Raw genomic sequence first — 24,343 nt, 5'->3', positions numbered from 1 at the left:
GGTTGCGGCGCTGTGTCTGCAATCCACAAGTTCCCCCAACTCCAACCGGAAGAGAAACCATGAACAAGCCCACCTACGTCCCTGAGTACCACGCCATCGTCGAAGTGCTGAACAAGTACAACGAGGGCTGCAAGCTGGCCAAGAGCAGCATCATGAAGCCCGCTTTCTGCGAGCAGGCAACCATGTTCAGCGTGGGCGCCGATGGCACGCTCTCAGGCGGAGCCATCCACCACCTGTTCGACGGTATCGACAAGGATTTCCGTCCGTCGCCTGAAGCTCAAAGTGCCATTGTCCGCATCGAGATCGTCGGCACCGCCGCCAGCGCCCGCATCGACACCAACGACGTGTCCGGCTTCTGCTTCACCGACTTCTTCCATCTGCTGAAGGTCCAGGGCAAATGGACTGTGGTCAGCAAGATCTTTCACACGCACGTCGCGCCTTGAACGTGTATGAGAACGACCGTTATCAAGACTTTGGTGTTCCTGACAATGACGGTTGGCTTGGTAGCCGCCGCTCAAGCAGAAGACCTGCCGCGCGGCCCACAAGCTGCCGGCAGCAAGGCCATGAGCAAACCAACCTACGTGCAAGACTATCGAGCCATCGTTGAGGTACTGAACAAATACAACGAAGGACTCAAGCACGCCAAGGGCAGCATCATGAAGCCCGCTTTCAGCGAGAAGGCGACCATCTTTGGCGTCGGCGCGGATGGCAAGTTGACCGGTGGAGCCATCCGGAATCTGTTCGACGACATCGACACCTCCTTTCGTCCTTCTCCCGAAGCGCAATCTGCAATCGTCAGAATCGAAATCGTCGGCACTGCCGCCAGCGCGCGTTTCGACGCCAACGACGTTTCCGGCCTGTCCTTCACCGACTTCTTCCATCTGCTGAAGGTCGATGGCAAGTGGACCGTGATCAGCAAGATCTATCACACGCACGTCGCCCCCTGAGCGAGCGGACGAGTCAACGCTCTGCCGATGGCACTGATGCGCGCGTGGGCAGGGCGGTCGCGAAAGCGCAGCAAAGCGAGATAGGTAGCGCGCCATTCATTGACTCGCACGCTCACTCATTGAAAACGAAACATCATGACAACCCTCAACTCCGCTCTCGCCCTTTCCGTAGTGACCCTGTCGCTTGGCAATGCCTTTGCAGCCGGCCCGCCCGGCGTCGAGCACAACACGGCAAAGTTCCTGCAAGGCCTTGAAGGCGGCACGCCGATCGAGGCCATGACGCCGGCCGATGCCCGCGCCGTGCTGGTGGGCGCGCAGGCTGGCCCCAATGTGGACTTGCCGGCAGCTGATGTGAGCGAGAAGATGATCCGCGTCAATGGCGGCGACCTGAAACTGACCATCGTGCGCCCGGCCGGCAGCAAACAGAAGACCCTGCCCGCATTCATGTACTTCCACGGCGGCGGCTGGGTGCTGGGCGATTTCCCGACCCATGAACGGCTGGTGCGTGACCTTGTTGCAGGCTCGGGCGCAGTGGCGGTCTTCGTCCACTACACCCTGTCGCCCGAGGCGCGATACGGCGTCGCCATCGAGCAAGCCTATGCCGCGACCCAATGGGTGGCCGAGCATGGCAAGGAGATCCACGTCGACGGCAAGCGCCTCGCCGTCGCTGGCAACAGCGCGGGTGGCAACCTGGCCGCCGCGGTTGCCTTGATGGCGAACGAGAAGGGCGCACCTACACTGCGTTCGCAAGTCTTGCTATGTCCGGTGACGGATGCAGGCTTCGACACGCCGTCGTACAAGCAGTTTGCCAACGGCTACTTCCTGACGAAGGATTTGATGGCCTGGTTCTGGGACCATTACACGACCGACGCCAAGGCACGCAAGCAGATCTACGCTTCGCCGCTGCAGGCGACGACCGAGCAGCTCAAGGGCTTGCCGCCGACGCTGATCCAGACCGCCGAATTCGATGTCCTGCGCGACGAAGCTGAAGCCTACGGCCGCAAGCTCGACGCTGCGGGCGTGCCCGTGAAGGCGGTGCGCTACAACGGCATGATTCATGATTTCGGGCTGTTGAACGTGTTCAGCCATCTGCCGGCGCCGCGTAGCGCGATGGTGCAGGCGTCGCTGGAGCTCAAGGCCAACCTGGGCAAGTACCTTCGAAGGCAAGGAACCCGCAGCTCATGATGAACGAGCACTTCCAACCCGTTGCGCTGGAGCACGCCAGCCGCCTGATCAACCACGGCCCCACCGTGCTCGTGACCAGCGCGGCCGGTGGGCGCCGCAACGTGATGGCCGCTGCGTGGTCAATGCCGGTCGAGTTCACGCCACCGCGCGTTGCCGTCGTCATCGACAAGCAAACCTATACGCGTGAGCTGGTCACCGCCAGCGGCGCGTTCGGCCTCTGCATTCCAGGTGCGGCGCTGGTCGACCTGACCTACGCCGTCGGCGGTGCGAGCGGCCGCGACACCGACAAGTTTGCCCGCCACGGCATCGTCGCAAGGGCCGGGCCGGTATTGGGCGTGCCGCTGATTGAGTCGGGCTGCGCGGCCTGGCTTGAATGCCGATTGATTCGCGAGCCGCATACCGAAGATGCGTATGACACCTGCTTTGCGGAGGTCGTTGCTGCCGCAGCCGACGAACGCATCTTCGCGAGCGGCCATTGGTTGTTCAGCGAGGATAACGTCAGTCTGCAAACGATCCACCACCTGGGCGGCGGCAACTTCGTGCATGCGTGCGGCGTGCTGCGTGCACAGTCGTTGTAGACAGCGGCGCTGAGATTTCCGCCCGTTCGGAGTTTTCGAGAGCGTCATCGACCTCGATACCGAGATTCGGGCGTACTGCCGCGTCCCCAGGTGCGGCGAGCCGCCGCCTGAAGCTGCTCTCGTCGGGGTCGGGACCAGCGACGAGCGGGCTGCTCAGCCGACATTGCGCAAGCCATGCTGCACCGCATCGAGCGCCGCATGGGCGACCACCTCGCCGATGACCAGCAAGGCCGGGCTCTTCAGCCCCTCGCGAGCGATGCAGTCGGGCAGGCCGGCCAGTGTCGTCACCGCATGGCGCTGCTGCGCCGTGTGCGCTGCGCTGACGATGGCCGCCGGCAGGTCGGCCTTCAAGCCGGCTGCGATCAGTTGGGCCGTGATGTCGGCCGCGCGGGCCACGCCCATGTAGATGACCAGGGTCAGCCCGGTGCGGGCCAGCGCCGCCCAGTCGGGCTCGGCGCGGCCTTCGCCGGGGTGGCCGGTGACGAGGATGACGCCGGGCGAGGCGCGACGGTCCGTCACCGGGATGCCGACGGCGGCCGGGCCGGCGATGCCGCTGGTCAGGCCGCTGACCACTTCGACGTCGAGGCCGGCTTCGCGCAGGGCATCCACTTCCTCGCCGCCGCGGCCGAAGACGAAGGGGTCGCCGCCCTTGAGGCGCACGACGCGGTGGCCGGCGCGGGCCTCGCGGATCATCAGCGCGTGGATGAAGTGCTGGTCCGTCGAGATGCAGCCACCGCGCTTGCCGACGCGCAGCAGGCGGCCTTTGACGAGGGCCAGCACGCGCGGGTCGATCAGGTCGTCGGCCAGCACCACATCCGCGCCTTCGATGCGCTTGAGTGCACGGACGGTCAGCAGTTCCGGGTCGCCGGGGCCGGCGCCAACAAGAGAGACGGTGTGGTTCATGCGGGGACCTCTTCAGGTGTCGTGGCAACCAGGCGGCGCAGCGTCGGCAGGCAGGAGCCGCATTGCGTGCCACAGCGCTTCTCTGACTGAAGCTGTGCCAGGCGCTCGGTGGGGCTGCCGCTGCAGTGCGACAGCGTCAGGCGGATGACGTCCTCGCGAACGTCGAAGCAGTTGCAGACCTGGGGGCTGGCCGCGGCAGCGGGGTTGGTCGGCGGTGCGCCGGGCGACAGCAGCCAGCGGCCGACCGTGGATGCGGCCGTGCGCTCGCGCCAGAGATCGACAAGCCAGGCGCCTTCGTCGTGCTGGCCGACGCGCAGCAGGGCCTGCAGCGGCGCGGTCTGCAGATCGTCGCCATCGAGATTGAGCAGGCGCAGTCGCCCGCGCTGGGCATCGGCATAGCGCAGCACGGCGGGGCTGTTCAGGCCCAGCACGGCGCCGAGTTCCGCAACCAGTTCGGGTGAGGGCGCCTCGGCGCAGGCGGCTTCAAACGCCCAGCCCACCTGCTCACCCTTGGCCGGCTCGGGCAGGCAATGCGCATAGCCGAAGCGCGGCATCAGCGCGCGCAGCTGTTCGCGCAGGCGCGGGCCGTCCGGGGGCGCGACCCATGCGCAGGCGCTGAGGCGCCAGGGCAGGTCGGCCGGCTCGATGGCGACGGCGCTGAACTTCAGCTCGGGCTGCTTGGAGTCGGGGCAGAAGGCGCCTTGCGTGACGGCATTGATGCCGAGCTGGGCACCGATGAATTCGTCGCCCCAGTGCATGGCGATGTCGGCACCGGCCAGCGGCACGTTCTCGTCGAGCTTGAGGGGCAGCACGAGCTCGCCGCGCTTGGAGCGCACATGCACGAGTTCGCCTTCGGCCAGCTTGCGGCGTGCGGCGTCGCTCGGGTTGATGCGCACCAGCGGCTTGCCTTCGTGGGCGAACAGGCGTGGCACGCTGCCGCTGCGGCTCATGCCATGCCATTGGTCGCGCATGCGGCCGGTGGTCAAAGCAAATGGCCGCTTGGGCGTGGCCATCTCGGCAGTGGCCTGGTAGGCCTTGGTGATGAAGCGCGCGCGACCATCGGCGGTGGCGAAGCGGCCGTCGGTGTACAGGCGCGCCGTGGGGCCGTTGACGTAGGGCCACTGCTGCGGGCCTTCGGTATCCAGCGTGATCCAGGACAGGCCGGTGATGTCGAGGTCGCGGCCGCGCGTGGCCTCGCGGTGCTCGAGCCAGAGGTCTTCTGCCTTGTCGACGGCGATGCGGGGCGCGCGGCCGAGGCCGGCGTCGACCAATGCGGCAATGTCGCGAGCGATGAGCCAGTCGGCCCGCGCCTCGCCGGCCGCCGGCACGGCCGGTCGCACGCGGCTGATGCGGCGCTCGCTGTTGGTGACCGTGCCTTCCTTCTCGCCCCAGGTGGCGGCGGGCAGCAGGTAGTCGGCGTATTTGGCCGTGGCGGTGTGGGCGAAGGCTTCCTGCAGGATGACCAGCTCGCAGCGCTCCAGCGCCTGGCGCACGGTGGCCTGGTCGGGCATGGACTGGGCCGGGTTGGTACAGACTATCCACAGCGCTTTGATCTCGCCGCGCGCGGCGGCTTCGAACATCTCGACGGCGGTGTGGCCGCGCTTGCCCGGCAGCTCGGGCACGCCCCAGAGCGTCTCGATCTCGGCCCAGTCCTCGGCCTTGCCCGGGTCGCGGTGGCCGGGCAAGAGTGTGGCCATGCCGCCGCTCTCACGGCCGCCCATGGCATTGGGCTGGCCGGTCAGCGAGAAGGGGCCGGCGCCGGGCTTGCCGATCTGGCCGGTGGCCAGGTGCATGTTGATCAGGGCCGTGTTCTTGGCCGTGCCGCTGCTGCTCTGGTTCAGCCCTTGGCAATAGAGGCTCAGTGACGAAGGCGCGGTGGCGAACCATTCCGCGGCCTGCCAGATGTCGGCTTCCTTCACGCCGCAGACCTGGGCGGCGCGCGAGGGCGCCCAGTCGCGCACCAGTTCCTTCAGCGCATCGAAGCCTTTGGTGGACTGGGCGATGAAGTCGCCCGCCGTCCAGCCCTGCCAGATGACGGCATGCAGCAGGCCGTGGCACAGGGCCACATCGGTGCCGGGGCGGATCTGCAGATGCAGGTCGGCCAGCTCGGCCGTCTCGGTGCGGCGCGGGTCGATGACGATGAGCTTGTGGCCCGGCTTGCTGTTTTTCGCGGCCTCCAGGCGGCGGAACAGGATGGGATGGGCCCAGGCCGGGTTGGCGCCACTGATCAGCACGCAGTCGGCCAGCTCGATGTCCTCGTAGCTGCAGGGCGGCGCGTCGGCTCCGAGCGACTGCTTGTAGCCGACGACGGCCGAGCTCATGCACAGCCGCGAGTTGGAGTCGATGTGGGGTGTGCCGATGACGGCGCGGGCCAGCTTGTTGAAGGCGTGATAGTCCTCGGTCAGCAGCTGGCCGGAGATGTAGACGCCGATGGATTCCGGACCATGTTCGGCGCGGATGGCCAGCAGCTTGTCGGCGATCTCGCGGTTGGCCTGGTCCCAGCCGATGACCTCGGGTTGGGCGCCACGCGCGGCGCGGCGTGCGGGCTCACGCAGGCGCTGGTGCTGGATGACGACCGGCGTGGCCGTCAGATGCAGATTGGTGCCCTTGGTGCAGAGCCGGCCGAAGTTGGCCGGGTGGTCGGGGTCGCCGCGGACGCCGGTGATCTGCGTGTCGTCGTGCTCGATGACGACCCCGCAGCCGACGCCGCAGTAGGGGCAGGTGGACTTTGTCTCGCTCATGTTCTTCTCAGGCGGGTGGGTCTCAGCCTCTTACGCCACCGCAATCGAAATCTTCGGGCCGGCCACAGGCGCCGGCATATCCAGGGCCAAGGTGTCCAGCTCCGTCTGCAGCAGGAAGACGGCACCGCCCTCCAGCTTCACGCGAAAGCTCGGCGTGCAGCCCTCATCAGGCTCGCGGGCGCTGCCGTCGTTCAGACCGATGGTCCAGTTATGCAGCGGGCAGGCCACGCTCTTGCCGAAGACGATGCCCTGGCTCAAGGGGCCGCCCTTGTGCGGGCAGCGGTCCAGCAGCGCGAAGACCTCGTCCTCGGCATTGCGGAACACGGCGACGTCGACGCCGACGGGGCGTTGCACGCGGCGCGAGCCCAGCACGGGGATGTCCTGCAGCGCACAGATGCGGGTCCAGTCGTCCATGGTCATCACCCCAGTTGGCGGGCAAACTGCCCCGTCACGGTTTCCATCACGGCGAGCAGGTTCTCGCTCGCCACGAAGACGTTGCTGGCCGCTTCCGGCCCCTGGCTTTCACCGCCCAGCGCCGATTGCAGGAAGACCCATTGATTGCGCGCCAGCTCCAGGTTGTCGCGGATGGCCGGCGTCACCTCGGGGGCCGAGCCCAGCACGCGCATGGCGGTCTCGAACTCGGCGCGGGCCTTGACGGTTTCCTTGGCGACCAGGTCGGGCCGCGCGCCTTGCTGGCCCGCCATGAAGAACAGGGCCAGGCGCTGTGACAGCATGCGTTGCCGGCCCGACATATTGACCAGCATGGCGGTCGCCGCAGCGGAGCGCTGTTGCAACTGGCCGGTGGCGACCTGGGCCAGGCTGAGCATTTCGCCCGAGGCCTGCAGCAGTTCGTCGACACGTTCGGCGCTGGGCTTGCTCTGCAGCAAGGCGCGGTAGTCACCGAAACGGTGCTGCATGGCCTTGTAGCTGCCGGCGATCTCAGGGGTGGGCGCAAAGGCCAGCAGCTCCTGCAGCTGGCGTTCGAAGCGCGCCTCGCTGGCCTGCAGCACGGCGCGAGCGCGTGGGGCGAGTTCCGGGCGCAGCTGCCCCAGCCAGGCCTTGCCCATGCGCTGGCTCAGCATGCGCTGGGCGCCGGACTTGTCGATGGCTTCGCCGAGCTGGTTGATGCGGCCCTGGGCCAGTGCGGGGCCCGCAGTCAAACCAGTGAGGCCTGCAAGAAGGATGACGCGTCGGTTCAGCATCACGCCCCCACCTTCTCGAACTGGCGCAGGTCGACATGGGCGGGGCCGAAGTCGAACCAGGGGTCGGGCTCGCCGTCCAGGCTGAACTGCAGTTGCGCCCACAGCGCCTTGCGGTTGTCGGCGTCCTCGAGGATCTTCTTCTTGACGTGGTCCAGGCCAACGCGGGCGACGTAGTGCACCGTGCGTTCCAGATACCAGCCCTCCAGGCGGTAGAGCTGCAGGAAGGCGCCGCTGTACTCCAGCACCTCCTCGGGCGTCTTCAGCTTGCAGAAGAACTCGGCCACCTCGGTCTTGATGCCGCCGTTGCCGGCGACATAGATCTCCCAGCCCGAGTCGACGCCGATGACGCCGACATCCTTGATGCCGGCCTCCGCGCAGTTGCGTGGGCAGCCCGACACGGCGATCTTGACCTTGTGCGGCGCATACATGCGCCACAGCGCGCGTTCAAGGTCCTTGCCCATCTGCGTGCTGTCCTGGGTGCCGAAGCGGCACCATTCCGAGCCTACGCAGGTCTTCACGGTGCGCAGCGCCTTGGCATAGGCATGGCCCGAGGGCATGCCGATGTCTTTCCAGACGTTGACGAGGTCTTCCTTCTTGACGCCCAGCAGGTCGATGCGCTGGCCGCCGGTGACCTTGACGGTGGGGATCTGGTATTTGTCCACCGCGTCGGCGATGCGGCGCAGCTCGGAGCTCGTCGTCTCGCCGCCCCACATGCGCGGGATGACCGAGTAGCGGCCGTCCTTCTGGATGTTGGCATGCGAGCGCTCGTTGATGAAGCGACTCTGCGGGTCGTCGACGGCCTCCTTGGGCCAGGTCGAGATCAGGTAGTAGTTGACGGCTGGGCGGCAGGTGGCGCAGCCGTTGGGCGTCTTCCAGTCCAGCGCGCGGAAGACCTCGGCCGAGGTCAGTAGATGGGCCTTGGCAATGACGTCGCGGGTGTCCTGGTGGCTGGCGTCGGTGCAGGCGCAGATGGCCTTCTTCTTGGGCGTGGCGGAATAGTCGCCGCCGGCCGTGAACATGATGAGCTGCTCGACCAGGCCGGTGCAGCTGCCGCAGCTCGCGCTCGCCTTGGTGTGCTTGCGCACCTCGTCCAGCGTGAACAGGCCCTTGTCGCGGATGGCCTTGCAGATCGCGCCCTTGGCGACGCCGTTGCAGCCGCAGACCTCGTCGGTGTCGGCCATCGCCGCGGCGCGATTGACGCCCTGGTGGCCGACGTCGCCGATATTGGCCCCGGCCTCGCCGAACATCAGCTTGTCGCGGATGTCGCCGATCTTGCGGCCCTCGCGCAGCAGCTTGAAATACCAGCCGCCGTCCACCGTGTCGCCATACAGGCAGGCGCCGACGAGCTGGTCGTTCTGGATGACGAGCTTCTTGTAGACGCCGGCGAAGGGGTCGCTCATGACGATCTCTTCGGTGCCCGCGCCGCCGGTGAAGTTGCCGGCGCTGAAGAGGTCGATGCCCGTCACCTTGAGCTTGGTGCTGACCGACGAGCCCAGGTAGCGGCCGATGCCGAACTGGGCCAGATGGGTCGCGCAGACCTTGCCCTGCTCGAACAGCGGCGCCACCAGGCCGTAGGCAATGCCGCGGTGGGCCGCGCACTCGCCGACCGAGTAGACGCGCGGGTCGGTGACGGTCTGCATGGTGTCCGTCACGACGATGCCGCGGCTGCAGTGCAGGCCGGCCTTCTCGGCCAGGCCGGTGTTGGGGCGGATGCCGGCGGCCATGACGACGAGGTCGGCCGGCACGTCGAGGACCTGGCCGTCCTTGTCCTTGAGCTTGATCGCCTGGACGCGACCCGAGGGACCGGCCACCAGCTCCTGCGTCTGCGCGCCGAGCATGAAGTTCAGGCCGCGGTCGACGAGGGACTTGCGCAGCAGGTCGCCGGCGACGCCGTCGAGCTGGCGCTCCATCAGCGTGTCGACCAGGTGCACCACCGTCACCTGCATGCCGCGCAGCATCAGGCCGTTGGCGGCTTCGAGGCCGAGCAGGCCACCGCCGATGACGACGGCGTGCTTGTACTTCGTGGCCGCGTCGATCATCGCGTTGGTGTCGGCGATGTCGCGGTAGGCGATGACACCTTCGAGATCCTTGCCCGGCACGGGCAGCACGAAGGGGTTGGAGCCGGTGGCGATCAGCAGGCGGTCGTACTCGGCCACCGTGCCGTCGGCCGCGATGACGCGACGGCGCACGCGGTCGATCTCGGTGACCGTCTTGCCCAGATGCAGGGTGATGCCGTTCTCCTCATACCAGGAGAGCGGGTTCAGGATGATCTCGTCGATCGTCTGCTCGCCGGCCAGCACCGGCGACAGCAGGATGCGGTTGTAGTTCGGATGCGGCTCGGCGCCGAAGACGGTGATGTCGTAGAGATCCGGCGTGATCTTCAGCAGCTCCTCCAGCGTGCGCACGCCGGCCATGCCGTTGCCCACCATCACCAGCTTCATCTTTTTCATGCCGTACTCCTGTGGCCTGTCAATTGCTTTGCAAGCCATGTGCCAGCGATGAAGCTGGCCGTTTTCCCCGCTGCACCGTGTTCCACGGCCGACAGCGCCCCACACCGAAGCGGTTTCCGGCCCGGTGCGGGTGCACTCACCCCAAAAATCGCACCAAGAGCGGGCAAGCACCCCGTTGGTGATCCACTCACGCGCATGCGCTTCGAACTCGACACCGGCCTGTCCAGCCTGCAAGGCAAGCGTCCTCGCAACGAGGACTTCGCTGGCGTGCAGGCGCCGGCTGCGCACGAGGCCGAGCGCGGCTGGGTGGCGGCGCTGGCCGATGGCGTCAGCGGTGGCGAGCATTCCAATGGCGACGGCCTGATGGCGGCCCAGACCTCGGTCATGAGCCTGCTGCGCGACTTCCATGGCGTGCCGGCTGACTGGGATACCAGCGTGGCACTGGATCGCCTGCTCGGCCACCAGAACGCCTGGCTGGCCTCCCACAACCGCCGCCCCGGGGCCGATGGCCAGCCGCGCGAAGCGCTGACGACGCTGACCGCCCTCGCGCTGCGCGGCCGCCGCTATGCGCTGGCCCATGTGGGCGACAGCCGCGCCTGGCTGCTGCGCGACGGTCAATGCCTGCTGCTGACGCAGGACCACCGCATGGAGCGCCGCGACTTCGCCGGCCTGACGCGCGCCCTGGGCCTGGACGATGCGCTGCGCCTGGACCACAGCGCCGGCGAGCTCAAGGTGGGCGACCGCCTGCTGCTGACCAGCGATGGCGTGCATGGCGCCCTGCGCAGCCGCCAGATCGCCGATGTGCTGCGCACGACGCCCGGCGCCCAGGCGGCGGCCGATGCGCTGACCGCCACGGCATTGGCGGCTGGCAGCCACGACAACGCGACCGCCCTGGTGCTGGATGTGAAGGACCTTGCGGACCCGGGCCTGAACGATCTCGCGGCGCTCGGCCGAACCCTGCCCAGCCCCGGGCCGCTCGGTGTCGGTGCAACGCTGGACGGCTACCAGGTCACCGCCGTCGTGGCCGACAACGGCGTGCACCGCCTCCTGCAGGCGCGCGAGCTGGCCACGGGGCGCCTCGTGGCCCTGAAGATGCTGCGCCCGGGCCGCGCCGACGACCCCGAAGAGCGCGCCATGCTGGCCCACGAGATCTGGCTGGGCCTGCGCCTGGCCGAGGCGCCGCGGCACCGGCGGCGTGGTGGTGGCGAAAGTGGCTTCGTGCGCGTGCATGCACCGGCCGACGGCGCCACCCATTTCTATGCCGTGTTCGATTGGCATGGCGGCCACACGCTGGAGCAGCTGCTGGCCAAAGGCCCGCTGGATGTGGCCCAGGCACAGGCGCTGGCGAGCGCCGTCGCTCGCTCGTTGAGCCTGTTGCATGCGGCCGGCGTCGTGCACCGCGACATCAAGCCCGCCAACCTGCATTTCGGCGACGACGGCCAGTGGCGCGTGCTGGACCTCGGCGTGGCCTTGAGCTCACGCGCGCCGGCGGCCTCGCACGAGCTGCATGCCGGCACGCCCAGCTATATCAACCCCGAGCAATGGCAGGACCCACCCGTCCCGGCCGACGCCGGTTCCGACCTGTTTGCGCTGGGTGTGACGCTGTATCAGGCGCTGACCGGCCGCCTGCCCTATGGCGAGATCGAGCCCTACCAGCTGGCGCGCTACAAGCGCGAGCCGGCCAGCGTCAGCCGGCTGCAGCCCAGTGTGCCGATGCCGCTCGACCGTCTCGTCATGCGCGCAGTCGCGCGCGAGGCCAAGGCCCGCTTCGAGACGGCCGATGAATTGCTGCTGGCGCTGGAGCGCCTGGCGGCGCGGGATCAGCCGGCAGCAACGCGTCCAGTCAGGTCATCGCACGACACGGTGTCGGGTTGGCAGATTGCCCTGGGTCTGTCCCTGATCCTCAATCTGCTGCTGATTGCCTGGCTCGTCTTCCTGCCGAAATGATCAGAGACCCAGCCGGTCGCGGTTGATGCCCTTGATCTCGACGTCAAACGTGCAGGAGCCGCTGGTCTGGTCGGTCGTGAACTCGACCGTGCCTGCCGCGCGGCCGGCGGCGTCTTTCATTTCAAAGCGCGTGAAGTGGAATTTGCCGGCCGTCACGCGCTGGCTCTTGCCCTGCACGCGGATGACCGAGCGCCACAGCGACTCCATGGACAGGGTGTAGTCACCGGGTCCCGTGATGTCGACGGTCTTCAGCTCGACGTTGCTGGTCGGGGCTTCGCCGCCGTCCAGCGTCATCAACCGAAAGCGCGACAGCTTGCCCGTGGCGCCGGCCTTGCCGCTGGGCGAGTAGTTGAAGTCGGAATAGCTGTCGGAGACGCGGATGTCGGCGCCGCCGATCTTGCAGCTGGTACCGGCCTGGGCGCTGGCGGCCAGGCCGAAGAGGGTGAGGGCGATGAGGGTCTTCATGCCGCCGCAGTGTGCCGACGGTCGCATGCGGCCCCTGTCCCCCTCAGTTGGGACGTGGCCCTGGGCTCAGAGCCCCAGCCGGTCGCGGTTGATGGCCTGGGCCTGCACGTCGAAGCTGCAACTGCCGCGCGTTGTCTCGCTCGTGAACTCCACGGTGCCGACGGCGTGGGCGACCGTGTCCTTCACCTCGAACTGCGTGATGTGGAACTTGCCGCCACTCACCTTTTCGCGCTTGCCGCGCACATTGACGAGCGAGCGCCAGCCCGGTTCGACCGACAGCACGTAGTCGCCGGGCCGGGTCACGTCGACGGTCTTCAGTTCGATGCTGTTGGTATCGCCCTCGGACTCGTCCAGCGTCAGCAGGCGGAACAGCGACAGCTTGCCGTTGGCGTCGCGCTTGCCCACGGGCGAGTGGCTGAGGTCGGCCAGGCTGTCGGAGACGTTGATGGCGGCGCCGCCGAACTTGCAGCTGACGCCGGCCTGGGCGCCTGCGGCGAGGGCGAGAAGGGTGAGGGCAACGAAGGGTTTCATGGGCCGCAGTGTGCCCAGCGATCCGCCTGCGGCTGTCCCTCACGCCAGGGGCATAGGGGGCTCAGACGCGCTGGTAATGCACCGGCTCGGCTTCCTTGGATACCTCCGCAGCGCGGCGCGCGCGGCCACCTTTTTCGGCCCAGGTGCGCGTCCAGCGGATCTGCATGACGCGCATGACGAACAGCATCAGCACCGCCAGCACGGCGAAGACGACGAAGCCCCAGAGGTAGGTGCCGGCATGCTGCTTGGACAGGCCCATCAGGTTGGGCACCAGGCCGCCGCCCAGCGCGCCGATCTCGCCGATCATCGAGCCCGCCACGGCCGTGGCCGCGGGCCAGCGCAGCGGCACCAACTGGAACAGGGCGCCGTTGCCCGCGCCGAGGGCCGCGAAGCAGGCGATGAGCAGCAGCGTGGTCAGCACCAGCGAGCCGCTGGCCATGCCGACACCGGTCAACGTGACCGCAACGACGACGAGCACCAACGTCAGCACGTTGACGCCACCCCAGCGGTCCGACAGCGCGCCGCCGATGACACGCACCGCTGCACCCATGAAGGCCGCCAGCATGGTCAGTTGGCCGGCCTGCACCTTGGAGACGCCGAACTGGTCGTAGTAGTAGGTGGGCAGGAAGGTGGTGAGGCCGATGAAGCCACCGAAGGTCACGCCATAGATCAGGCTGAAGGCCCAGCCGTCCTTCTCGAACAGGCAGGCGACGTGCTCGCGCAGCGAGGCGTGCGAGTCGACATCGGGCGGCTCCTTGGCGAAGACGACCATGACGATCATGGGCACCAGGATGGCCGCGGCCGCGAAGGCATAGACCGTCTGCCAGCCGTAGGCCTGGGCCAGCGGCGGCGCCACCAGCACCGACACGGCCGTGCCGACATTGCCCGCGCCCACCAGGCCCATGGCCAGGCCCTTGTACTGCGGCGGGAACCAGCCCGAGCCCAGGCTCAGCGCGACGCCGAAGCTCGCGCCGGCGATGCCCAGCAGCACGCCCATGGCCAGCAGGTCGTCGTAGCTCTTGACCATGAAGAAGCCGTACAGCATGGCCACGGCGATCATGCCCATCTCGACCAGCGTGGCGTTCTTGCGGCCGATGTACTGGGACAGCAGGCCGAGCGGGAAGCGCATCAACGCGCCGGCCATGATGGGGATCGACAGCATCAGCCCCTTCTGGGCCGGCGTCAGGTGGTAGGTCTCGCTGATGAAGGGCGCCAACGCGCCATTGAGCACCCAGATGCAGCAGGAGAACGCGAAGTACAGAAAGGCGGCGAACAGCGTGGGGCTGTGGCCGGCGCGTTTGAAGGTCTGGAATGCGGACATCTTGGGCTCTATCGTGCTGGCTGCACGCGCCCACGCCAACCCACCGGTCGCGTGCCTGGGCGGCAAGGACATGCAGCGGGAGGGCGCCCGCACCATTGCGGGAACCACGGCCGATACTTGCAAACCTCATGCCCGCCTGCCAGCAACGTCGCTGGCCTGTTTCTTGCGCCGTTTTGGGGCGTGAATCCCGGAACCATGTCAGCCACCGCTCCCGCTCCTCTGTCGCTCACGCTGTTCTGCAGCCCCGAACTGCCCCCTCAAGCCGCCGTTTTGCGGGCCCTGGGCTGGTCTTTGTGCACCGTTTCCGAGCTCGGCGCCCCCGCCGACGGGCCGGGCCTGGGCCTGCTCTGGTGCCCGGATCGCACCGCCTTGGCGCAGCTTGCGCACTCGGAGCGGGCCTTTGGCCTGCCGGTGGTGCTGCTGTCGCCCCCGCCCGCCGAGGCCGAGAGGCGGGCCGTGCTGGCGCGTGGCGTCGTGCAATGGCTGCCCGTCGACATCGACGCCGGCGTGCTGGCGGAGGCGCTGCTGTGGTCGCGCGACCTGGCGGCCCAGCAGCAGTCGCGTGAGCAGGCCGCCCAGGCCAAGCTCGACGAGCGCAAATGGACGGAGCGCGCCAAGGGCCTGCTGATGCAGGCGCGCGGCATCGACGAGGCGGCCGCCTTCGCGCTGCTGCGCAACACCGCGATGCAGACGCAGTCCAAGCTGCCGGAGGTGGCACGTGGCGTCGTCCACACCTCGGAGCTGGCCGAGGCCCTGGAGCGTGCCGGTGCCCAGCGCATGTTGAGCCAGCGCCTCGTCAAGCTGCAGGCCCTGCGCCAATGGCCCAAGCTGGCGCCGCCGGAGCGCCGCGAGGCGCAAGCGCTGCTGGACACCTCGGCCGAACGCGTGGCCGCCAACCTGGCGCGCCTGGGCGAGCTGCTGCGCAGCGACTTCGCCGAGGAACTGTCCGCCGTGTCGGCCGCCTGGACCCAGCTGGACGCAGCCCTCGCCAATCGCCAGCCCGATCTGACGCGCAGCGACCGTGCCGCCCAGCGCCTGCTGGAAAGCAGCGAGGTGCTGGTGGCGAAGTTGTCCGAGCGTGCGGGCCAGCGGCCGGTCGGCCTGCTGGCCCAGGTCACGCGGCTGCGCCTGCTGAGCCAGCGCCTGGCCAAGGAGGGCCTGCTCGCCCAGGTCATGCCGGGCCGTGACACCAGCGGGCTGGCTGTCGGACTGGATGAATTCATCAAGGCCTATGAGCTTGTGCGCGCGGCCCCATTGGCTGGGCCGGCGTTGCAGCCCGCGTTCAAGGATGTCGATGAGGCCTGGCTGCTGCTGCTGCGCGGCCTCCGTGTCGAGCAGGGCGATGCGGTGCAGCGCATGCATCAGGGCAGCGAGAGGCTGTTGCAGGCGCTGGAAGTGTTGATTCAGGCGTTGCAGGGGTCGTTGCAGTTGATCTTGGGGTGAGGTGGGTTCGTTGGATGCTTTTGCGTAGGGCGTGTCTGCTCGGTGCATTGCCGGGAGTCCGTCCCGGCGGCCGGGTAACTTTCTTCTGCGGGGCCAGAAGAAAGTCACCAAAGAAGAGGCCCTGAACCGCACACCAGCACGACGCCGCCATCAGCGGCGCGCGAAAACGCTCACTGGCATTGCGACAAGAAGCGAGCCGCTGCGCTCTCGCACACGACTTGTGACGAGCCGGATGCATCGCACCGGCGGCCCGTTCGACGCGCGGCTGCACGCCGGGCTCATCAGGAAATGCCGAACAGCCGCGTCGCCCGGGCGACGCTGCATTGGGCTGTTTTGATGAGCCGGGCGTGCAGCCGGCGTTAACTGGCTTGAAGGCGCGATCGCTGGTGCTCTTCACAAGTCGTGTGCGAGAGCGCAGCGGTTCGCTTGYAGGCCCGSGGCTACTCCGAGCTTGCGAGCGCCTCATCCCGCTCGAGTGCGGATTGCATTAGCGCTCCTTCTTTGGTGACTTTCTTCTGGCGCGTCAGAAGAAAGTTACCCGCCCTCGCGGGGCGGATTCCCGCGGCACTGCACGCGAGTCGAAAGGACAAACGCAAAAGCAACCAAGACCATATGTCCATCCCGACACAATCTGCCGATCCCCCCGATACATCGCGGCGCTGCAATGCCTCCATCCGACACCTGAAGGAGCCGCAATGCACCACGACCACGACCACGACCCCCAGCATGACCACGACCTGGGCCTGGCCCACGACCTGAGCCGGCTGCACCAGCAGAGCTTCGAGCGCCGCGCCGCGCTGCGCTGGCTGCTGGGTGCGGGCACCATGTCTCTCACCGGCGCAGGCGCGATCGCGCTGGGCGGTTGTGGTGGCGGGGGCAGCAGCGCAACGACGAGCGATTCCTCGTCGGGCTCCACCGGCTCCACCGGCGGCTCCACGACGACGAGCAGCTGCTCCGTCATTCCGTCCGAGACCGAAGGCCCCTACCCGGGCGACGGCTCCAACACGGCCAATGGCAGCGTCGCCAATGTGCTGGCCCTGTCCGGCATCGTGCGCAGCGACATCCGCTCCAGCCTGGGCAGCGCCAGCGGCGTCGCCACAGGCGTGCCGCTTCAGGTCATCATCGAGCTCGTGAACACCAATGCCTCCTGCGCCGACCTGTCGGGCTATGCCATCTACCTCTGGCATTGCGACGCGCTGGGCCGCTACTCCATGTACTCCAGCGGCGTGACCGGCGAGAACTATCTGCGCGGCGTGCAGGCCACCGGCAGCGACGGCCTGGCCACCTTCCAGACCATCTACCCGGGCTGCTACTCGGGCCGCGTGCCGCACATCCACTTCGAGTTCTACCGCAGCACGACGACGGCGACGAACTGGAACAACAAGCTGCGCACCTCGCAGCTGTGCTTCCCGTCGGACTCGAACACCGCCGTCTACGCCACCAGCGGCTATGGCAACAGCGCGGCGAACAACAATGCCATCAGCCTGTCGACCGATGGCATCTTCAGCGACGGCTATTCGACGCAGCTCGCGACGATGACCGGCTCCGTCAGCGCCGGCTACGTCGCCCGTTTGAAAGTAGGCATCGCCGTATGAATGGACACTGCCTCGTTGTCGATGATGACGCCGAGATCCGCATCAGCCTGAAAGCCTATCTGGAGAGCTTTGGCTGGCAGGTCAGTGCGGCGGCCGACGGCGGGGCGATGCGGCAGGTCATGGCTGCGGCCAAGGTCGACGCCATCGTGCTCGACCTGATGCTGCCCGGCGAGGACGGCCTCGTGCTGCTGCGCTGGCTGGGCACGCAGGCCGACGCACCGCCGGTGCTGATGCTGACGGCGCGCGGCGACACCATGAGCCGCGTCGTCGGCCTGGAGCTCGGCGCCGACGACTACCTCGCCAAGCCCTTTGAGCCGCGCGAACTGGTCGCGCGCCTGCAGGCCCTGGTGAGGCGCGCCCACAAGGGCGGCCAGACCCTGGCCGAGGACACGCGCCTGCTGCGCTTCGGCCGCTGGCGCTTCGACCGCATGACGCGCCAGCTCATCAACGACGAGGACGTCGGCATCGCGCTGTCCAGCGCCGAGTTCCGCCTGCTCGCCGCCTTCACGCAGCGCCCGGGCCGGGTGCTCAGCCGTGACCAGCTCATCGAGCTGACCCGTGCGCCTGGCGTCGAGGTCAATGACCGCAGCATCGACCTGGCCGTGTCGCGGCTGCGCGCCAAGCTCGGCGACACGGCCCGCGAGCCCAGCACCATCCGGACGGTGCGCGGCGAGGGCTATCTTTTCGACGCCGAGGTGAGCCCGTGCTGAGACCCTGGAAGGACTGGGATCGCCTGGGCCTGCGCCTGTTCCTGCTGATGTGGGCCGCGCTGGCGCTGAGCCATCTGGCGGCCTGGAGCCTGGTGTCGCAGACGCTGCAAGGCCCCGGCATGGGCGCCCGCCCGCCACCGCCACCCATGCATGCGGACGGTGCCCGCCCCATGCCCCCGCCACGCGACGGCTTTGATGACGCCGGCCCGCCGCCGCGCGGTGAACCGGTGGGTCGAATGCCGACCTTCCCGTCGCTGCCGCCGAATCTGCCCTGGGGCTCCAGCCTCATCGACTACGGCGTGCGTCTGCTGGTCATCGCGCTGGCGGCCTGGTGGGGGTCGCGCTGGCTGGCCCAGCCAGTGCGCCGCCTGGTCAGCGCGGCCCAGCAGCTGACGCCCGCCCTGGCCCAGGGGCGGCCGGCGCCCGAGCTGAACGAGGACGAGGGCACCCGCGAGGTGCGCGACGCCGCTGCCGTCTTCAACCGCATGGCCGCCGAGCTGAGCGGACAGTTCGAGGAGCGCGGCCTGATGATCGCGGCCATCTCGCACGACCTGCGCACGCCTTTGACGCGCATGCGGCTGCGGCTGGAGACGGGTGAGGTCGAGGCCAGCGTGCGCGAGCGCTGCGTGGAAGACATCCGCGAGATGAACCGGCTGGTGGAGAGCGTCATCGAGGTGTTTCGGCCTGCAGAGATGACCGCGGCCCAGCAGATCGACCTGTCGGCCCTGGCCCAGTCGGCCGTCGACGATCTGGCCGAGGCCGGTGCCCGCGTCAGTTTCGAAGGCCCGCCGGCCGTCGTCAGCGCCGACCCGGTCGCGCTGCGCCGGGTCGTCGACAACCTGGTCGGCAATGCCTTGCGCTATGCCGGCAGTGCCCAGGTCAGCGTCGACCTTGCGGCCGGTGTGACCCGCCTCGTCGTCGAAGACAACGGCCCCGGCATTCCCGAGGCCGAGCTGGAGCGCGTGCGCCAACCCTTCCGCCGCGTCGAGGGCTCGCGCAATCGCGCCACCGGCGGCACGGGGCTGGGCCTGTACATCGCCCAGCAGCTGGTGCGCCGCCAGGGCGCGCTGCTGGTGCTGAGCAACCGGCCCGAGGGCGGACTGCGGGCCGAGGTGGTGTTCTAGAGAGCGTCGACGCTGGCTGCGGTGACGAGTGCATTCACGCGCCAGCCCAGCGCCGTGTAGAGCGCCCGGCCTTCCTCGGTCGCCACCAGCACGCCGGTACCGGCACCTTGTCCGCGGGCGAGGTCGTAGAGCCGCGCGAGCAGCTGTCGCGCCAGGCCGCGGCGCTGGTGGGCGGCGGCCGTGACGACCTGATCGAACACCGCATGCGTGCCGCTCCAGGCCACGCGGGCGCGCGCGGCGACTTCGCCATCGGCGGCCAGCGCATGGCATTCGGCGTTCGGTCCGTCCGTCACCCAGTCCAGGCGGTAGCCCGGCGCCAGGGTGGGCTGAGGTTTGGCGTCCAGCGGTGCGCTCATCAGGTATTCGGTTGCATGCACGGTCCATGGGGCCGGCAAGGCCAGTGCGACGGGGTCGGCCAGCACCTTGAGCCACAGGCCCGGACGGGCCTCGCGCTCAGCCCAGGCACGTAGCCGGGGCAGCAGCCAGGCGGGCAGCAGATGGCGTTCAATGTGACCCGGCTGGCCCACGGCGATGCGCCAGGCGCCGTCTTCCAGCGCTTGCGGCTGCGCGGTGCCACGCGACAGCGCCCAGCCGCGGCCCCAGGCCGCGAGCAGCGTCGTGTCATCCATTCGATCGAGATCCATGCGCCTCAGCTTAGGCGGTCGAGCGGGCGAAACATGGCAGCAGAGGCATGGCCTCAAGACAAAAAAAAGCCACCGCGTGCGGTGGCCTGGGATCGCCCGGCAGCGGGGCCGGGGCCGGCGCTCAGTGCGTCAGCGCATAGTCGACGGCTTCCTTGGCCATCACGAGGCCCACGCCGGAGTCGGCGTCGATGCCCGCGCCACGGATGTCCAGCGCTGTGGCCTTCATCGCGGTCAGGATCTGCGCACTCGTCAGGCTGGGCTTGGCGGACTTGACGATGGCGGCGATGGCGGCCGCGTGCGGCGCCGCGGCGGAGGTGCCGTAGAAGGGATTGAAGCCCGGCGTCTTGGTCGTGACGCCGTCGGCCGCGGCGATGTCGGGCTTGGCCAGCGTCGCGCCGCCACCGGTCGCGTAGAGCAGGTTGCCCGGCGTGACAGCCGTGCCGTTGGGGTTGAAGAAGATCTTGCGCGGACCGTCGGAACTGAAGGTTTCGGTCGGGTTGGCTGCGCCGCCGACGAAGGGCTTGGTGCCGGTCTTGGCGGAGTTCCAGCCGACGGCGGCCACGCTGACCGTGTTGGCCGCGGCGTTGTGGCCGAAGGTCGAGCCGTTGGTGCGGATGTTCAACTGGCCGCGGTGGGTGTCCAGGCGCAGGGCGCGGTCAACGCCGCTGAACTTGACCACCACCAGGCGCGAGCCGGCCGCGAAGGTGCTTGCCGTCGACATGATCTCGACCGGGTCCTGGGTGCCGGTCTGCGCGGCGGCGGAGAAGGCGGTCAGCGTCGTGCCGGCGGGGTTCAGCAGGAACAGGTCGTAGTCGTTGCCGGAGGCGCCAAGCGCGTCGGACCACTTCAGCGACACGAAGCGCGTCGAGACCGTCAGCGTATCGAACAGCACTGGCGAGCCCGGCGTGCCGAAGTTGTGGATGTCGCCGGTCTCGCCGGCCGCGGCGATCGGGCCTGTGATGGCGCCGCCGTTGAGGAAGTCGCCCTCCCACGTGCCCGACGTGCCGGACGTGAGGTTGCCGCTGTTGGCGGCCGACGAGAAATACAGCGCACCGTCAGCGGTGACGGTGTTGACCGCCTGCGCGATCGGTCCGTCCTGGAAGGCACCTTCGGCGAAGTAGCTGACGTCGTCCACGATGATGTCGCAGCCAGCCGCGCGCAGCGCGAGGATGTTGGCCGCCATATGGGCCTGGCCGCCGTTGGCGGTGGCGAAGAAGATCTGTGCGCCGGGCGCGAGGTCCTGGACGATTTCCATCATCGCCGTGCCCTCGTCGGTGCCGCTGCTGGCCTCCAGCACCGTGGTGCCAGGCCCCAGGTCGCCACTGGCCATCAGCGCCGCGACGCGGGCGGGCGAGGCGCTGTCGGACAGCACACCCACCTTGACGCCGGCGCCCGTGAAGCCGGCGACGTTGGCCTTGTGGCTGATGTAGCCCTGCGTCGTCAGCGAGCCGACGCTGAGCTGGTACTGCTCCGCGGTCGTCACCTGCGTCACGCCGCCATCCTCGGCCAGCGTTTCGACGGCCGCCACCGGCAGTTGCACCCGCATGGCGCCGAACTCGGGGTGGGAATTGATGATCGTGCCGCCCAGGGCCAGGACGCGCGACTTCATCGCCTCGGAAATGCTGCCCTTCACGTCCACCGTGACCGAGCCCGCCGCGTCCACGCCGGCTCGAGCGGTGGCGTCGCCATACACGCCCTCCAGTCCCTTGACGCGCTGCCCGCGTGCGGCCTTGCCTGCAAACAGCAGGTCGGTGTGCAGCTTCTTCTGCGCGGCGTTGCGTTGCAGCTTCTCGCTGATGATGGCCCGCACGGTCGTCATTGCCGGCAGCTTGTCGAGGTCGGGCTTGGCGGCGTCGCTGACCTGGGCGGACGCGAACGGTGCGCCGGCGATGGCGAGGGCGATGAGGGCGAGGCGGCGTATAGCCGTCGAAAACCTGTTCGAGGTCATGAACTTGCTCCTGCTGGGCTCGGTAGGGGGGTACGAACGCGGCGGGCGTGGCCAGCCATCGCCACTGCCGCCGCGCAGTGGCTGGGCTGAGGCCCTGGGATCAGCTGGCCTTGCGACGACGCCGTGCGCGGGTCATCGCCACGAAGGCGACCGCCGCCAGCGCCAGGCTGGCCGGCTCGGGAAGCCTGCCGGGCGGCGGCAAGGCTGCGAGATCGGTGTACGAGGTGTCGGTGAAGGCCTCGACCATGATGGTCACCGAATCGTTGCTGGCATTGATCACGCCATCCGTGTCGTTGAGCAGCAGCACGAGGTCGTGCCCGCTGCCGGCAATGATCTGGAAGTAGTCCGGGTTGCCGAACTGGTTGCCGCTGAAGCCGGTGTCGCCCAGCCATCCCGTGCCCTTGGCGGCCGGGTTGTAGCTGTCCAGGTAGGCCGCCACGAAGTCGGAGCTGCCGGCACCGTAGTCCACCGAGACTTGCAGGTACTGGCCGAAAGTGAAGCCGGTCATCAAACCGTCCAGATCCAGCGTGAAGGTCTGATAGTGGTAGGACGTGGCGGGGTTGATTTCGCCCGGGAAGGGCACGCTCATGGTCCAGTCCTGAGGGACGCCGGAGCGCGACAAGCGGCCCAACTGGCTCGGGTCGGCGTTCGTCAGCGCGTAGGTGGTGGTGAAGATCACCGTGGCCTGCGCGGTCCAGGTGGCGAACAGGGCAGCAAAGGCCAGCAGCCAGTGCAAAGGCTTGAGACGCAACATCAACTCCTCCCGATTACGGTGCGACGCCGGTTGGAACCCTCCCGCGCTCTATTCAGCCGGCGTCGTGCTGATGCTTGGTGAGCGCTGTGTGATGGACGTTGCCACGGGGCAGGCAAAGCAGGGGCTTTCTCCCCCCGATCCCCGGGGGGTCAGGTTCCATCGGTTTGCCTGTGCCGGCCCTTCGACCCGGTGATGCCCACAGGCCTTGGAGTGCCCGTCGGCATGGCTTCATCAAAGGGCCGAATCGAAGGGAAGACATGGATCCAAGCCTCGAGCTCGATCTGCCGCTCGCCGCCCGCGGTTCGCGCCTGGCCAGCCTGCAAGCGGCCTTCGAGCGCCTCGGCCGTGCAGTCGGCGCCGTGGCCCGGCGGCTAGGGCGGGCGGTACCGCTTGCTGCAGTGGCGTGCTCGTCAGGTATTCGGTGGGCCGCAAGGCCCAGCCGGCGAGCCGAGCCAGTGTGGCGGGGCGGCCAGGGCCTTGATCCACGCGCTCGGCGCGGCGACGCCTTCAGCCCAGGCAAGCAGCAGCTCGGAGTGGTCAAGCATCTGGTGGCCCTCCCTCGGCCGGCGGCGGGCTCAGGCCCTCGCGTCGATCATTGCCGATCGGACGCGCCCAGCCAGGCGTCAATGCGTCGCTCCAACAGGCTCAGCGGCAGCGCACCGGCGTCCAGCACCTGGGCGTGGAAGTCGCGCACATCGAAGCGCTCGCCGAGCCTGGCGCGGGCGCGTTCGCGCAGCGCCAGGATGCGCAACTCGCCGATCTTGTAGGCCAGGGCCTGGGCCGGCCAGGCCATATAGCGCTCGACATAGCGGCGCGCCTCGGCCTCGTCATAGCCTTCGGCCTCCCGCTCGTAGCGCATGGCCTGCTCGCGCGTCCAGCCCAGCGCGTGCAGGCCGGTGTCCAGCACCAGGCGCGCGGCGCGGTGCAGTTCGTTGGTCAAACGGCCCAGCCGCGCGGCGCGGTCACCGTAGACGCCCAGTTCGCCCCCCAGGCTTTCCGCATACAGCCCCCAGCCCTCGCCATAGGCGCCGTACCAGAGGAAACGCCGAAAGCGCGGCAGGTCCAGCTCCTGCTGCGAGGCCATCTGGTAGTGGTGGCCGGGCTGGCCCTCGTGCAGCAGCAGCGAGGCCATGCCGGGCGTCGGGTAGTTCGCCGCGTCGCGCACGACGACGTTGAAGACGCCGGGCCGTGAACCGTCCTGGGCCGGCGGCGTGTAGGCGTCGGAGGCGGTGGCGACGCGCAGCGGGTCGACGGGCCGGATCTCGAGCCGCGCGCGCGGTGCATGGCGGAACAGCCGCGGCAGGCGGGCCTCGATGTCGCGGTTCAGCGCGGCATAGGCCGCCAGCACCTCGGCCTGGGTCTTGAAGGGCCGCAGCTCGGGCCGCTCACCGACATGGGCGAGGAAGTCCGATTGCGAGCCCGTGTCGCCGAACTCGGCCTGCACGGCCGCGATCTCGCGCTGGATGCGTGCCACCTCGCGCAGGCCGAGGGCGTGGATGTCGGCCACGCCGAGGTCCGTCGTGGTGCGGGCCTTGACCAGCGCGCGGTACCAGGCCGCGCCGCCGGGCAGGGCCGACAGGCCAGCTGTTGCGCGGCTGCGCGGCAGATAGGTCTCGGCGATGAAGTGGCGCAGGCGCGTCAGCGCCGGGCGGATCTCGTCGTTGACGGTGCGGGCATAGGCGGCGCGCAGGGGTTCGGACTCGGCCGCCTCGGGCAGGCGGGCGGCGGCCTGCATGAAGGGGTTGGCGTCGGTCGCGGTCAGCGCGTCGAGCTGCGTCAGCACGCGCTCCATCAGCGGCCGCGGCTGCGTGATGCCGCGCGCCATGCCGATGCGCATGTTGGCAATGGCCTGGTC

Annotated in this window: 21 protein-coding genes; 9 read left to right on the top strand and 12 right to left on the bottom strand. The window is 68.6% G+C overall.

Annotated elements, in window-relative coordinates:
• The first annotated feature begins 59 nt into the window (after positions 1-59).
• The 4 genes from AC1DW3_RS28440 (at position 60) to AC1DW3_RS28425 (ending at position 2,710) form a co-directional block, all read left to right on the top strand.
• Positions 60-443, top strand: a complete 384-nt coding sequence (locus AC1DW3_RS28440) for a nuclear transport factor 2 family protein (RefSeq protein WP_477937239.1) — start codon at positions 60-62, stop codon at positions 441-443.
• 6 nt (positions 444-449) lie between these two features.
• The gene (locus tag AC1DW3_RS28435; protein ID WP_477937237.1) at positions 450-947 is read left to right on the top strand and encodes a nuclear transport factor 2 family protein; all 498 of its coding nucleotides are present in this window, start codon (positions 450-452) and stop codon (positions 945-947) included.
• Positions 948-1,082: 135 nt separating this feature from the next.
• A complete protein-coding gene (locus AC1DW3_RS28430; protein WP_477937235.1) occupies positions 1,083-2,132 on the top strand; it encodes an alpha/beta hydrolase in 1,050 nt (349 codons plus the stop codon).
• Positions 2,129-2,710, top strand: a complete 582-nt coding sequence (locus AC1DW3_RS28425; protein WP_477937233.1) for a flavin reductase family protein — start codon at positions 2,129-2,131, stop codon at positions 2,708-2,710. The genes AC1DW3_RS28430 and AC1DW3_RS28425 overlap by 4 nt, the downstream gene beginning before the upstream one ends.
• A 153-nt stretch (positions 2,711-2,863) precedes the next feature.
• On the opposite strand, the gene cobA is transcribed toward AC1DW3_RS28425, so the two are convergent.
• The 5 genes from cobA to nirB are packed head-to-tail and all read right to left on the bottom strand — an operon-like array spanning position 2,864 to position 10,006.
• Positions 2,864-3,613, bottom strand: a complete 750-nt coding sequence (cobA, locus tag AC1DW3_RS28420; RefSeq protein WP_477937231.1) for a uroporphyrinogen-III C-methyltransferase — start codon at positions 3,611-3,613, stop codon at positions 2,864-2,866.
• Positions 3,610-6,354, bottom strand: a complete 2,745-nt coding sequence (locus tag AC1DW3_RS28415) for a nitrate reductase (RefSeq protein WP_477937229.1) — start codon at positions 6,352-6,354, stop codon at positions 3,610-3,612. The genes cobA and AC1DW3_RS28415 overlap by 4 nt, the downstream gene beginning before the upstream one ends.
• Positions 6,355-6,384: 30 nt before the next feature.
• The gene (gene nirD, locus AC1DW3_RS28410; RefSeq protein WP_477937227.1) at positions 6,385-6,768 is read right to left on the bottom strand and encodes a nitrite reductase small subunit NirD; all 384 of its coding nucleotides are present in this window, start codon (positions 6,766-6,768) and stop codon (positions 6,385-6,387) included.
• A gap of 5 nt (positions 6,769-6,773) precedes the next feature.
• A complete protein-coding gene (locus AC1DW3_RS28405; protein WP_477937225.1) occupies positions 6,774-7,556 on the bottom strand; it encodes a type IV pili methyl-accepting chemotaxis transducer N-terminal domain-containing protein in 783 nt (260 codons plus the stop codon).
• On the bottom strand, positions 7,556-10,006 hold the full coding sequence (gene nirB, locus AC1DW3_RS28400; protein WP_477937223.1) for a nitrite reductase large subunit NirB: 2,451 nt from the start codon (positions 10,004-10,006) through the stop codon (positions 7,556-7,558). Before nirB ends, AC1DW3_RS28405 begins: the two co-directional genes overlap by 1 nt.
• A 195-nt stretch (positions 10,007-10,201) precedes the next feature.
• Between nirB and AC1DW3_RS28395 the strand changes: the two genes are divergently transcribed.
• A complete protein-coding gene (locus AC1DW3_RS28395; RefSeq protein ID WP_477937221.1) occupies positions 10,202-11,953 on the top strand; it encodes a bifunctional protein-serine/threonine kinase/phosphatase in 1,752 nt (583 codons plus the stop codon).
• Here AC1DW3_RS28395 and AC1DW3_RS28390 read toward each other — a convergent pair whose 3' ends face one another.
• The 3 genes from AC1DW3_RS28390 to AC1DW3_RS28380 all read right to left on the bottom strand — a co-directional run bounded on the left by AC1DW3_RS28390 (position 11,954) and on the right by AC1DW3_RS28380 (position 14,270).
• Positions 11,954-12,418: a hypothetical protein gene (locus AC1DW3_RS28390; protein ID WP_477937219.1), complete on the bottom strand. Its 465-nt coding sequence runs from the start codon at positions 12,416-12,418 to the stop codon at positions 11,954-11,956.
• 66 nt (positions 12,419-12,484) lie between these two features.
• Positions 12,485-12,949, bottom strand: coding sequence for a hypothetical protein (locus tag AC1DW3_RS28385; RefSeq protein WP_477937217.1), 465 nt, complete (start codon positions 12,947-12,949; stop codon positions 12,485-12,487).
• A gap of 61 nt (positions 12,950-13,010) precedes the next feature.
• Positions 13,011-14,270, bottom strand: coding sequence for an MFS transporter (locus AC1DW3_RS28380; RefSeq protein WP_477937215.1), 1,260 nt, complete (start codon positions 14,268-14,270; stop codon positions 13,011-13,013).
• A 195-nt stretch (positions 14,271-14,465) separates the two neighbouring features.
• Here AC1DW3_RS28380 and AC1DW3_RS28375 point away from each other — a divergent pair, with 195 nt between their 5' ends.
• The 4 genes from AC1DW3_RS28375 (at position 14,466) to AC1DW3_RS28360 (ending at position 19,142) form a co-directional block, all read left to right on the top strand.
• Entirely contained in the window at positions 14,466-15,713 is a 1,248-nt protein-coding gene (locus AC1DW3_RS28375) for an ANTAR domain-containing response regulator (protein ID WP_477937213.1), read from the top strand.
• A 695-nt stretch (positions 15,714-16,408) separates the two neighbouring features.
• Positions 16,409-17,308, top strand: a complete 900-nt coding sequence (locus AC1DW3_RS28370; RefSeq protein ID WP_477937211.1) for a dioxygenase family protein — start codon at positions 16,409-16,411, stop codon at positions 17,306-17,308.
• Positions 17,305-18,018 (top strand): response regulator, encoded by a 714-nt coding sequence (locus AC1DW3_RS28365; protein WP_477937209.1) that lies wholly within the window; start codon positions 17,305-17,307, stop codon positions 18,016-18,018. Before AC1DW3_RS28370 ends, AC1DW3_RS28365 begins: the two co-directional genes overlap by 4 nt.
• Positions 18,012-19,142, top strand: a complete 1,131-nt coding sequence (locus AC1DW3_RS28360) for an ATP-binding protein (protein WP_477937207.1) — start codon at positions 18,012-18,014, stop codon at positions 19,140-19,142. The genes AC1DW3_RS28365 and AC1DW3_RS28360 overlap by 7 nt, the downstream gene beginning before the upstream one ends.
• Here the strand turns inward: AC1DW3_RS28360 and AC1DW3_RS28355 are convergent.
• The 4 genes from AC1DW3_RS28355 to AC1DW3_RS28340 form a co-directional block, all read right to left on the bottom strand.
• Entirely contained in the window at positions 19,139-19,786 is a 648-nt protein-coding gene (locus AC1DW3_RS28355) for a GNAT family N-acetyltransferase (RefSeq protein WP_477937205.1), read from the bottom strand. The genes AC1DW3_RS28360 and AC1DW3_RS28355 overlap by 4 nt on opposite strands.
• A 121-nt stretch (positions 19,787-19,907) precedes the next feature.
• A complete protein-coding gene (locus tag AC1DW3_RS28350) occupies positions 19,908-21,734 on the bottom strand; it encodes a S8 family peptidase (RefSeq protein WP_477937203.1) in 1,827 nt (608 codons plus the stop codon).
• A gap of 100 nt (positions 21,735-21,834) precedes the next feature.
• Entirely contained in the window at positions 21,835-22,488 is a 654-nt protein-coding gene (locus tag AC1DW3_RS28345; protein WP_477937201.1) for a hypothetical protein, read from the bottom strand.
• Positions 22,489-23,080: 592 nt separating this feature from the next.
• Positions 23,081-24,343 (bottom strand): DUF885 domain-containing protein (locus tag AC1DW3_RS28340; protein ID WP_477937199.1); only part of this gene is annotated, 1,263 nt, incomplete at its 5' end.

Source organism: Roseateles sp. P2_H4, assembly GCF_056403315.1.
This window is presented reverse-complemented; position numbering and strand designations above follow the sequence as displayed.